The following is an 11,452-nucleotide window of genomic DNA, read 5'->3' on the forward strand; positions in this document are numbered from 1 at the left end:
GCGGAGCATGTGGCGCTCGCTTCTCGCCCGGGCCTTCATGGGCCTGGTGCTCAGCTTCCAGGCGCAGGCCCAGGCCGGGCAGGAAACGCCTGCGCCCGAGGCCGAGGCCAGCGAGACGCCCCTCCCTGAGTTCGTCCTCCCCACCGTCGAGGTCATCGGCAAGGACGTCTCCGAGGCCCCCGTCGACGCCGCCCGCCGCCGCGATCCCACCGGCGCCATCACCGTCATCGATGCCCGCGAACGCGCGGGCGAGGCTCGCGACACCGCGGAGCTGCTCGGCGGCTCCGCGAGCCTCGTCGTGCAGGACTCCGGCGGCTACGGTCAGAGCAAGAGCCTCGTGGTGCGCGGCGCGTCTTCCAACGGCGTGCTCGTGTTCCTGGACGGCATTCCGCTCAACGGCGCGGGCGGCGTCGCGGACCTGTCGCTCATCCCCGTCGCGCTGCTGGAGCGCATGGAGATCCTCCGCGGCGCGGCCGGGGCCCGCTACGGCGCGGGCGGCCTGGGCGGCGCGGTCAACCTCGTCACCCGCGCGCCTTCGTCGCGGCTGCTCTCCAGCGGCGAGGTCACCTACGGCAGCTTCGAGACCGTGATGGCCCACGTCGCCGCGTCGGGCGCGCTGCTCGACGGTCAGGCGCTGGTGCTGCTGCACGGCGGCCGCTCCCAGGGGGACTTCAGCTACCGCGTGGATGAGCTGCCCGCGCTCGACGACAACCCGCTCACGCAGGAGGTGCGCACGCGCAATGACGCTCGCGGCGGCGGCGCGCTCCTGAAGTACCGGCACGGGCTGGACGGCGGCGGACGCGTGGACGTGCTGGCGGAGGTGTCGCTGGAGGACCGCGCGCTCGCGGGCACCGTGCAGAACCCCACCGTGTCCCGCCGCCAGGACCAGACGCGCCTGTCGTTGGGCGCTCGCTGGGCACGGCCCTTCGGGGACACGGGCGAGGGCAGCGCTCGCGGCTTCTTCCGCCGCGACTGGCTGGACGTCACCGGCGGCACCACCGGCGTGGACTCCGGCGCGCAGCGCTACACCGTGGGCGGCGTGGAGGTGGAGGGGCGCGCGGTGTGGGGACCCCACGCGCTCGCCGTCACGCTCGCCGGGTCGTCGGAGTCCGTCACGCAGGCCGTGGGCGCGCAGGCCGCGTCCTGGTGGCGCGCGAGCGTCATGGCCATGGACGAGCTGTCCCTGTTCTCCGAGCGCCTGAAGCTCGTGCCCTCGCTGCGCGTGGAGCGCGTGGGGCGCTTCTCGCTCCTGTCGCCCAAGCTGGGCGCGAGCGTGGACCTGGGCCACGGCTTCGGCGTGCGCGCCAACGCGGGCCAGTCCCACCGCGCGCCGTCGTTCCTGGAGCTCTACATCCGCCAGGGCCTGCTGCTGCCCAACCCGGAGCTCAAGCCCGAGCGCGCCCTGTCCGTGGACGCCGCGGCCTTGTGGCGCGATGACGCCTGGAGCGTCACCGCGGGCGGCTTCGCGGCGGTGTACGAGAACCTCATCGCCTACGAGCTGTACCCGCCCATGCTCGCCAAGCCCTACAACTTCGCCGCCGCGCGAGTGTGGGGCGCGGAGGTGGAGCTGGAGGCCCGACCGCGCGCGTGGCTCACCGCCACCAGCAGCTACGCGTGGACCCGCACGCAGAACCGCTACGGTGACCCGCGCTACTTCGGCAAGGAGCTGCCGTATCGCCCTCGCCACAAGTGGGTGGGGCGGCTGCGCGTGGGGCCGGGCTGGCTCAACGGCCGCGCGGAGGTGCTCGTCCAGTCCGCGCAGCTGATCAACCGCGTGGGCGAGGCGCGGCTGTCACTGCCCTCGCGCACCTGGGTGAGCGTGGGCGCCTCCAGCACCTTCCTGCACCGGCCGGACCTCACCGTGTCGTTCGACGTGAAGAACCTGCTCGATGCGCGGACCGCCGACTACACCGGCATGCCGCTGCCCGGCCGCGCCGCCTACGTGACGCTCGCCGTGGCGCTCGACCCATCTCCTCCGGAGGATTCCCATGTCGCGTCCCCTCCCTGATGCGCGGTTCGCGCTGTTGCTGTCGGCCCTGGCGGCGGCGCTCCTCACCGGCTGCCCGGAGGAGAAGGTCCTGTGCACGACGGGCCTGAGCGTCTGTGGCGCCGAGTGCGTGGACCTCCAGGGCGACCCGTCGAACTGCGGCGCGTGTGGCACCGCGTGCGGCGCGGGAGAGACGTGTCAGGCGGGCGCGTGCGGCTGCCAGCCGGGCACGGAGGTCTGTGGTGACGCCTGCGTCGCGCTCATGAGCGACCCGCTGAACTGTGGCGCTTGTGGCGCCGCGTGCTCCTCCGGGCAGGTCTGTGAAGCCGGCACCTGCCGCGAGGGCTGCTCCGCTGGCGCCGAGCGGTGCGGGGACAGCTGCGTCGTGCTCGCGGAGGATTCGCTCAACTGCGGCGCTTGCGGCACGGTGTGCCCGGACGTGCAGTCCTGCCACGCGGGCCGCTGCATGTATGACGTGGTGACGGCCTGCTACACCAACGGGCAACTGGTGGGCATCCAGGCGGGGACGGACCGGATGGGGCCCCGGCGGCAGTTCGGCTCGGGCGTGCAGTCGCTGGCGGCCTGGGATGGCGTGGTGCTGGCGGCGGACGCGGCGCGCGCGGTGCTGTCGCAGGCTCCGGCGGGGGCGCTGGGGACGGTGGCGGAGGAGGACTCGCTGGGCGCGGTGGCGTCCTCGCCCAATGACATCCTGGTGGACCCCCCGTATGTGTATGTCCTCGACTCGGTCAACAACACGCTCCAGGTGCTCAAGCGGGAAGGGGCTTCGCAGGGCGGAGGGCTGGGATTGCGCACGGTGGGGCAGGTGAACCTGGGCGCCAACACCAGCCCGCAGGTCATCGCGAAGCGCGGCGACACGTTCTACATCCCGCTGTTCGGCACGGCCGGCTCCGACTTCAAGCAGGGCAACGCCGTGGCGCGCGTCAGCGTGAGCGATCCGGAACACCCCCGGCTCGTGGACACCCTGCCGCTCACGGGCCTGGACCTGAAGTCCTTCGATGGCGGGACGACGATGGCGCTCCCGTACGCGGCGGTGTCGGTGGACGCGGGCGTCTACGTGGCGCTCACCAACCTGAACCCCGCGAATGACTACCTGCCCAACGGGCCCGGGATGCTCGCGCGCATCGACCCAGCGGATGGCGGGGTGCGGGCCATCGATCTGGGCGCGAAGGACTGCCTCAACGCGGGCGACGTGATGGAGGTGGGAGACCAGCTGGTGGTGAGCTGCCTGGGCGAGGCGGTGTTCGACACCACGAGCGGCTACCGGGCGAAGGCGGTGAAGGCCACGGGGCTGGTGCTGGTGAAGGATGACCAGCCGGTGGCCTCGTATGCGCTGTCGCCGGGTTGCACCGGGGGGCCGGAGAACGGCTGCGACCTCGCGGTGGGCGGACGGCTCGCGGTGGTGGGCAACGCCGTGTACGTCACGGACGTGAACGCGGGCCGCGTGTTCGTGGTGGAGGTGCGCGACGGCCAGCTCGTCGAGCGGCGCGGCAACTCCACGCCTCAGGCGGCGGGCCCGGCGCTGGATGCGTGTCCGGTGGACCCCCGGCGCCAGGTGTCCAATGCCATCGACATCGTCGCGGTGCCGTGAGGCATTGGCCCGCCTGTATTGACAAGCACTGCCGTCCGCCATACTCCAGCGCGCGTCGTTGGTACGCCGCATCCGCGCAGGGTGCGGCGTTGAAAAAGGGAACCCGGTGTGAAGCCGGGACTGCCCCGCAGCGGTGAGCAGGAACGAACGCCGTCCCCGCAAGCACTGGCCCTCGGATGGGCTGGGAAGCGACGGCCAGTAGGTGGGTGTCCCGGTGAGGGCCTCCCGCGCCTGCGAGTCCGAAGACCTGCCACGACCCATGCCTCCGGGCATGGCCAGACCGAAGCCTCCGAGGGGAGGTGACGGAGGTCTTCCGCTCGCGCGGCGTGTCGTGGCCTGACGTGTCCCTCGTGCGCGGTCCGCTCTCCGTCCCCGCCCCTTGGATTCACCTCGCCCGTGGGGGCGATGCAAGGGAGCAGTCGCGGATGAAGACAGAGCGGATGATGACGGCGCGGGGACTCAAGGGCTTCACGTGGGTGCTGACGACCCTCGCGATGGCGCTGCTCCACACCGGGTGCGGCGATGAGTGCATCGATGACTTCGACTGCCGCGACCAGGGCACCCCCGCCGCGGGACAGCGCTACACCTGCGTCGAGAACAAGTGCGAGCAGACGCCCATCGCCGTGCCGGACGCGGGCACGGAGACCGATGCGGGCACGGAGACCGACGCGGGCACGGACACCGACGCCGGCACCGAGACCGACGCCGGCACCGAGACCGACGCGGGCACGGAGACCGATGCGGGCACCGAGACCGACGCGGGCACCGAGACCGACGCGGGCACCGAGACCGACGCCGGAACGGATCCGTGCGAGGCCGCCACCTATGACCCGAAGCTGGGCACGCTCCAGCTCCAGGCGGGCTTCGTGGCCGGTGAGGCCGCGACGCTGCCCTCGGCCGCGGGGCCGGTGGGCGTGACGCCCGGTCCCACGTACTCGCTCTACACGGTGGTGTCGGACAGCTACGTCGGCCCGCATGCGCTGTACTCACTGGGCACGTGGCCGCAGGTGTCGCTGGGCACGGCGTCGCTGTTCGACGTGGCCGCTCCCGCGGACCAGAGCCCTGGCGCTCAGCTCTTCCTCAGCAGCTACGTGGAGACGGACGGCCTGCGCGTCCTCACCGGCTACACGAAGTCCGGCGCGGGCTTCCCGGGCTCCGTGGGCGTGTATGACGTCGCCACGCCCGCCAGCTCCACCTACGTCTCCGCGCCGAGCAACTTCTCCGCGGGCGTCGTGCCGGGGGCGTTCCTCATCAACGGCGGCGGGCTCGACACGGTGTCGGCCGGCCTGGCCGTCTACGCGCTGAAGACGGACGTCACGCCGTACACCGCGCTGAAGGTGGGCACGCTCCCTCCGGAGACGGGCGGCAGCGGCTTCACCGCCGTGTCCACCAACGGCGTCGCGATGCTCGGCTACTACTCCGACGAGACCTTCCTCAACGAGGGCCGCGCGGTGGGCCCGGCGGTCATCTCCGAGGCGCTCACCTCCGGCACGCCGTTCGCCGTGGCGGATGCGCCCGCGCTCGACGTGGGCTCCAACTTCGTCGCGGCCGCGGGCCACGGCGAGGGCGTGTCGGTGCTCCGCGGCGACTACGTCCCGCCCGACTACAACTTCGCCGGAACGGACATCTCGCGCTTCGCCTTCACCGTGACGAACGGTGGCGCGACCGTGACCGTGGGCGCCCGTCAGCCCGTCCTCGTCTACGTGGACCAGTGCACGAGCGTCACCGGGATGACCGCCATCGGCGCGGACCTGCTCGTCGGCGTGGATGACAAGAACGGCGCGCGCCTGGTCCGCATCCAGCAGGCCCCGTGAGCATGCCCATGAGGACGGCCCTTCTTCCAAAGTCGTTCGCGCTGGGCGTCACCGCGCTCCTCACCGTGGCGTGCGGCGGCGAGGACTGGCAGGACTCCACCCAGGCCCAAGCGCTCGTGGGGGATCCGTTCGCGGACCGCATCGTGTCCTTCTCTCCGGGCACCGGCGCGGGGTTCGGTCAGAGCCTGCTGCCGGGCATCGTGCTGGGCGCGCCGCAAGGGGATGGCGCGGGCTCGGGTTCGCTGGACGTGCTGTCGCTCGGGCGCAACGGCGTCATCGTCCTGGAGTTCACCGACATCGCGGTGAAGGACGGGCCGGGCGTGGACCTGCTCGTCTTCGAGAACCCGTTCATCAAGCCCAACGGCAAGCCGTTCGCGGAGACAGGCGTGGTGGCTGTCAGCGACGACGGCGTCACCTGGTACGAGTTCCCCTGCGCGTCGTCCGACGTGGCGAACAACTACCCGGGCTGCGCGGGCGTCACGCCCGTGTACTCGCACCCCTCCAACGGCATCCCGGCCACCGACCCGGCCGTGGCGGGCGGTGACGGCTTCGACCTGGCGAGTGTGGGCCTCACCCGCGCCCGCTTCGTGCGGATCCGCGACTCGGGCGCCAACGGATACGCGGGCATCAGCGGCGGCTTCGACCTGGATGCCGTCGCCGTGGTGAACGGCGTGCAGCTGCCGTAGCCGCGCGGAGCGCCGGGGCCGTTCTCCAGCGGACGGTCCTGGAGGCTTCGCGCGTCCACCTGGCGCAGCCGGGCCGGGGGAAGGCTTCCGGGGTGGGGGCGGCGGGATTAGATGCCCGCTGTTCCTCCCCCGGGTGCGCTTCCATGAACCGTCGTCTCGCCTCACTCCTCGTGTTGCTGGGCGTCCTGCTCGGCGCGGCCGCGCCGTCCCTCGTGCCCTCGGCGGTCTGGGCCCAGGCGTCCCGCGGCGCGCCACGGAAGGAAGCGGCGCCACCTCCTCCCGCACCGGCGTATGAGTACACCTTCGTCAAGCGCGAGGGCCCGGACGAGGACCTGGCGGAGCTCCAGCGCCTGGGGGCGGAGGGCTGGCGCGTGGTGTCCACCGTCGTCGTGGATGGCAGCACGCGGCGCTACGTGCTGATGCGCGACCGCCGCGCGGAGCCCGCGCCGCATTGACTTTGTCACAGGGGCGCCATAGTCCCGCCCCGTCATCGAGGCCTTCCCGCCATGGGGCGTGAGGGCTTCCAGGGAACCCGGTGCGAGTCCGGGACTGCCCCGCAGCGGTGAGCAGGCGCGGCGTTCGCACGAACGCCGCTCCCGCGAGTCCGAAGACCTGGCGACGACCCGGCAGCCTCCCCACGGAGGGGCCGGCGACAGACCGGAACCTCCGCGGGGAGCTGACGGCGAAGGCAGGCCTCCAGGGGGCGACATGCGCCCGGGGGCCGGTGCCTTTCGTCCTCGGCCTCCCGCCAGGGGGAACGGCTTCTTCCGCCTCCATGCGGAGAGGCCAGGAGCGAGGACGCGATGCGGACCGACACGAAGCGGATGGGCACGAAGGGCCAGCGCGCGGCGCTGATGGGCGCCCTGCTGGCGATGGTGCTGGGCGGCACGGGCTGCGGCGACGAGTGCGTGGACGCCTTCGACTGCCGCGACAAGGGCGCGGCTCCGGAGGGCCAGTCCTGGGCCTGCGTCGATGCGAAGTGCACCCAGGTCGCCGTCGACATCGAAGAGGACGACGCGGGCACCGGCACGGACGCGGGCACCGGCACGGACGCGGGCACGGAGTCCGATGCGGGCACCGGCACGGACGCGGGCACGGAGACCGACGGCGGCACGGACACGGATGGTGGCACGGTCGCCTGCGCCCCGCTGCCGCGCGAGCAGGTGCTGGGCACGCTCCAGCTCCAGACGGGCTTCACCGTCGCGGAGTCTGCGCCCCTGTCCACGGAGGTGCGCGCGGTGGTGGCCACGCCCGGCCCCACGTACTCGCTGTTCGCGCTGCGCGAGACGACCACCGGCCGTGACGTCTTCTCGCTGGGCACCTGGCCGGACGTGACGCTGGGGAGCGCGGCGATCGACACGGTGATCGCGCCCGCGGATCGCGCCAACCCGACCGCGACCTTCCCGTCCTACTACCTGGCCTATGACGGCACGCGCCTGCTCGCGGGCTACACGAAGAGCGGCTTCCCCGCCCCGGGCTCCGTCGCCGTGGTGGATCCGTCCACGCGCGACGCGACGACCTACCTCGACGCGCCGGACAACTACACCGCCGCGGGCACCCAGGACGCGTTCTTCATCAACGGCGGCGGCCTGGACACCGAGGCGGCCGGCCGGGGCGTCTACGCCCTGGTGACCTCCGCCAAGCCCTATGTCGCCGCGAAGGTGGTGGACTTCCCTGCGGACGCGGCCAGCAACGGCGTCACCGCCGTCGCGGGCAACGGCATCGCGGTGTTCGGCTACGCGGTGGCGGACACGTACGTGAACGTGGCGTACGCCGTGTCCAGCTCGAAGGTGGGCGAGGCGCTGGCCTCGCGCACGCCGGTGGTGCTCGTGAACGAGCCGAAGGTGGACGTGGGCTCTGACTTCACCGCCGCCGCGGGCTTCGGCAACGGCGTGGCGGTGGTGCGCGGGACCTACAGCGGCGCCACCGACGTGTCGCGCTTCTCGCTCACGCCCGGCCTGGGCGGCAACCAGCCCATCAGCGTGGGCACGCGCCAGGCGGTGCTCAACGCCACGGATGCGTGCACGGCCGTGGACCTGCTGTCGTCGCTGGGCTCGGACCTGCTCGTGGGCGTGACGGACGTCAACGGCCGCCGCCTCGTGCGCATCCAGCAGGGGGAGCCGTGATGAAGCGCCCGCTGCTCGCGCTCGGTGCGCTGCTGGCCCTGGGCGCGTGCACGGGCGACCCGGAGCCCGCCCCGCTTCCGGATGAGGCGTTCGTGGACGCCGGCGCCCGCGAGGATGCCGGTGCTCCCGATGCGGGCCCGGACGTGGACGCGGGGACGGACGCCGATGCCGGTGTCGACGCCGGCTCGCGCCCGGTGGATCCGTTCGCGGACCGGGTGACGGCGTACCAGTTCGGCGACCTGGCTGGCTTCGGGCAGGACCGCTTCCCGGACGTCGTGCTCGGGCCTCCCGTGGGCGCCGGGCAGAACGCGGGCTCGCTGGACGTGCTGTCGCTGGGGCAGGGCGGCTCCATCACCCTGGAGTTCACCGACCTCGTCGCGGTGGACGGCCCGGGCGTGGACCTGCTCGTCTTCGAGAACCCCTTCCAGAAGTACGGCGGCGACATCTTCGCGGAGACGGCCAGCGTGTCCGTCAGCGACGACGGCGTCACCTGGTTCGACTTCCCGTGCGCCGCCACCGACAAGGACGGCGGCTACCCGGGCTGCGCCGGGACGCACCCGGTGTACTCGGCCCCGGACAACGGCGTGTCGCCCATCGACCCGGCCGTGGCAGGCGGGGACGGCTACGACCTGGCGGACGTGGGGCTGCCACGCGCGCGCTTCGTGCGCCTCACCGACACGGGGCTCAACAGCTACGCCGGCACGTCCGGCGGCTTCGACCTGGATGCGCTGTCCGTGGTGAACGGCCAGCTCGTGGACGGCGGCGCGCCGTGAGCGCTCGCGCGCCCCACCTGCCCTCGGATGACCCGGAGGCGGGTGGGGTGGACCGCCGCCAGGCGCTGTGCGCGCTCCTGCGCGGCACCTGCGCCCTGGCCGCGCTGGGCTGCGGCGGCGACTGGCGCGAGGCCGTGGTGCTGCCCGCGCCGGACCCGGGCCCGTCCCCCGTGTGCGGTGACACCGGCGTCCCGGGGACACCCGAGGAGGGCTGGGTGGAGGTCCCCCTCTCCGCGCATCCGACCCTGCGCGAGCCCGGAGGCCACGCCACCGTCCGCGTCCCGGAGGCGCTGCTGGACGTGGTGGTGGTGCACGCGGCGGATGGCTGCCTCCGGGCCGTGTGGCGCACCTGCACCCATGGCGACTGCGCGGTGGCCTGGGACGGAGCGCTCGGGGCGGTGGAGTGCCCCTGTCACGGCTCGCGCTTCGGCCTGGACGGGAGCGTGCTCCGGGGACCCGCGTCCCGCCCGCTGACCGCATTCCGCACCCTGCGCGTGGGTGACGCCCTCTTCATCCACCGCCCCAGGTGAACTCAGACCCCGGGGGCCCTCCCGTATCGGGCGGGTTCCCCGGGTATGACGCGACGCGGGAGGGCCTCCAAGTCCTCGGCTGGACGCCCGTCCACCACGGGAAAGTGTCTCGGACTCTCGGAAGATTGGGAGGTCGTGTAATGTCCTGCGCCCGATGTGGCAGATCATCATCAACGGGCCCGGCTACTTCGACACGTCGTACGACCTGCCGGAGGGCGTCACCAGCCTCGGCCGTGCGGACGAGAACGACATCGTGCTGGGCGGCGACCTGGTGTCGCGCCGGCACGCGCGACTCTACGTCGAAGGTGACGTGCTGCGCATCGAGGACCTGGGCAGCCGCAACGGCAGCCGGGTGAACGGCTCGCCGCTCCAGGGCAGCAAGCACCTGAACGCGGGCGACACCGTGGCGCTGGGGGAGAACACCCTGGCGGTGCGCCAGCCGCACACGGTGGAGAACGCCGCCACGGAGATGATGGACCTGGGCGCGGGCGGCGTCGTGCGCTTCGGGCATGGCACGGACGTGGGGCCCTCCGTGCTGCTGGCCAAGAACGTCAAGGACGCGGACGTGCTGCGCCTGCTGGACAACGTGGGGCCGCTGCCGTTCGACGACGCGTTCAGCGGCGCCTCGCCCCTGCCCACCGGCGCCGCCGTGGCCAGCCCGCGCGTGTCCTACGAGACGCTGGTGCTGCTGGTGCACGCCGCGGAGGCGTTGGCCACCGCGCGCACGCTGACCGCGTTCCTGGAGTCCGCCATGGACCGGCTCCTGGAGCGCACCGACGCCACCACGGCGGTGGTGCTGCTCAAGCACGCCACCGGGCCGCTGGTGCCCGCGGCGGTGCGCCACCGGGGGCGCCTGGCCAAGGGCGAGGTGCCCGTGTCGGACGCCATCGTGGACGAGGCCATCCGCCAGGGCCGCGCGCTCGCGGTGGGCGACGTGCGCGACGACCGCCGCTTCGCCGGACGCGAGAGCGTCATCATGTACGGCGTGGACCGGGTGCTGTGCATCCCCATCGGCACCGAGCCGCCCTTCGCGGGCGTGCTCTACGTCAACGTGCCCGGCGGGGGCGACACCAGCCTGGAGCTGATGCTGGACGCGTGCACCGCGGTGGCCCACCTGGTGGCCAGCGGCGTGCAGCGCTTCGCCGTGCGCGACGGCTCCAGCACGGACCGGATGCGGCGCAACCTGGAGCGCTTCCACTCGCCGGAGGTGGCCGAGCGCCGCTCCGCCGAGGCCCAGCGCACGGGCGGCAAGCTGCCGGGCCTGGAGGAGAAGAACCTCACCGTGCTGCACGCGGAGCTGGCGGACTTCAGCGCCGTCATCGCCCGGCTGGGCGCGGCGCGGGCCACGCAGCTGCTCAACGACTTCCACGCGCGCATGAGCGGCATCATCTTCAGCTTCGAGGCCACCGTGGAGGGCTTCCTCGGCGAGTCCATGCGCGCGCTCTTCGGCGTGCCCTACGCCAAGGGCGACGACGCGGTCCGCGCGGTGCGCGCGGCGCTGGCCCTGCGCGCGGACTGGGAGCGGGGCATGGCCCGCAGGCCCCAGGACGAGCGGTGCGAGCTGCGGATCGCCCTGCACTCCACCAAGGCCCTGGTGGGGATGATCGGCACCGAGGCGCGCATGGAGTACAGCGCCGTGGGGGAGGGCATGGGGATGGCGGGCTGGCTGGCCTCCACCGCGGCTCCCGGGCAGGTGCTGATGACCGGCAAGCTCCTGGCCGCCACCGGCGCCCGCTTCGACGTGATGCCCCTGGGCGAGCGCGTGGTGCGGCCGCCCCGCGACAAGGTGGCGGTTTTCGAGGTGATTGAAGAGGACATGGGCATGCTGACCAACCCCGGTATCCGGTGAGGCGGCCGGCTCGGCCGGTTGGCCGGTTGAAGCAGCCCCCCTGCTCGGGGTTCAATGCGCTTCCCGTGGTGGACCCCC

Annotated in this window: 9 protein-coding genes and 2 riboswitches; all 9 genes read left to right on the forward strand. The window is 73.0% G+C overall.

The genetic code is table 11. The features are described 5' to 3' along the window. The first annotated feature begins 7 nt into the window (after nt 1-7). The 9 genes from U8525_RS08245 to U8525_RS08285 all read left to right on the forward strand — a co-directional run bounded on the left by U8525_RS08245 (nt 8) and on the right by U8525_RS08285 (nt 11,374). A complete protein-coding gene (locus tag U8525_RS08245; RefSeq protein WP_374263432.1) occupies nt 8-2,008 on the forward strand; it encodes a TonB-dependent receptor plug domain-containing protein in 2,001 nt (666 codons plus the stop codon). Further along, nucleotides 1,989-3,596, forward strand: a complete 1,608-nt coding sequence (locus U8525_RS08250; RefSeq protein WP_374263435.1) for an MXAN_6577-like cysteine-rich protein — start codon at nt 1,989-1,991, stop codon at nt 3,594-3,596. Before U8525_RS08245 ends, U8525_RS08250 begins: the two co-directional genes overlap by 20 nt. A 42-nt stretch (nt 3,597-3,638) precedes the next feature. Next, a riboswitch (cobalamin riboswitch) is annotated at nt 3,639-3,866 on the forward strand. 155 nt (nt 3,867-4,021) lie between these two features. Further along, a complete protein-coding gene (locus U8525_RS08255; protein WP_374263438.1) occupies nt 4,022-5,410 on the forward strand; it encodes a hypothetical protein in 1,389 nt (462 codons plus the stop codon). Between the two features lie 8 nt (nt 5,411-5,418). Further along, nucleotides 5,419-6,096 (forward strand): cell surface protein, encoded by a 678-nt coding sequence (locus U8525_RS08260; protein ID WP_374263441.1) that lies wholly within the window; start codon nt 5,419-5,421, stop codon nt 6,094-6,096. A gap of 143 nt (nt 6,097-6,239) precedes the next feature. Next, a complete protein-coding gene (locus U8525_RS08265; protein WP_374263444.1) occupies nt 6,240-6,551 on the forward strand; it encodes a hypothetical protein in 312 nt (103 codons plus the stop codon). 70 nt (nt 6,552-6,621) lie between these two features. Next, nucleotides 6,622-6,710, forward strand: a riboswitch (cobalamin riboswitch). 189 nt (nt 6,711-6,899) lie between these two features. Beyond that, nucleotides 6,900-8,222 carry a hypothetical protein gene (locus tag U8525_RS08270; protein WP_374263447.1) on the forward strand — a complete coding sequence of 441 codons (1,323 nt, stop codon included), beginning with the start codon at nt 6,900-6,902 and terminating at the stop codon, nt 8,220-8,222. Continuing rightward, nucleotides 8,222-8,995: a cell surface protein gene (locus U8525_RS08275; RefSeq protein ID WP_374263450.1), complete on the forward strand. Its 774-nt coding sequence runs from the start codon at nt 8,222-8,224 to the stop codon at nt 8,993-8,995. Before U8525_RS08270 ends, U8525_RS08275 begins: the two co-directional genes overlap by 1 nt. Next, the gene (locus U8525_RS08280) at nt 8,992-9,525 is read left to right on the forward strand and encodes a ubiquinol-cytochrome c reductase iron-sulfur subunit (RefSeq protein WP_374263453.1); all 534 of its coding nucleotides are present in this window, start codon (nt 8,992-8,994) and stop codon (nt 9,523-9,525) included. Before U8525_RS08275 ends, U8525_RS08280 begins: the two co-directional genes overlap by 4 nt. Nucleotides 9,526-9,679: 154 nt before the next feature. After that, nucleotides 9,680-11,374: an FHA domain-containing protein gene (locus U8525_RS08285; RefSeq protein ID WP_374263456.1), complete on the forward strand. Its 1,695-nt coding sequence runs from the start codon at nt 9,680-9,682 to the stop codon at nt 11,372-11,374. The last annotated feature ends 78 nt before the right edge of the window (nt 11,375-11,452 follow it).

This window comes from Corallococcus sp. RDP092CA, from assembly GCF_041903675.1.
Taxonomy (GTDB): domain Bacteria; phylum Myxococcota; class Myxococcia; order Myxococcales; family Myxococcaceae; genus Corallococcus.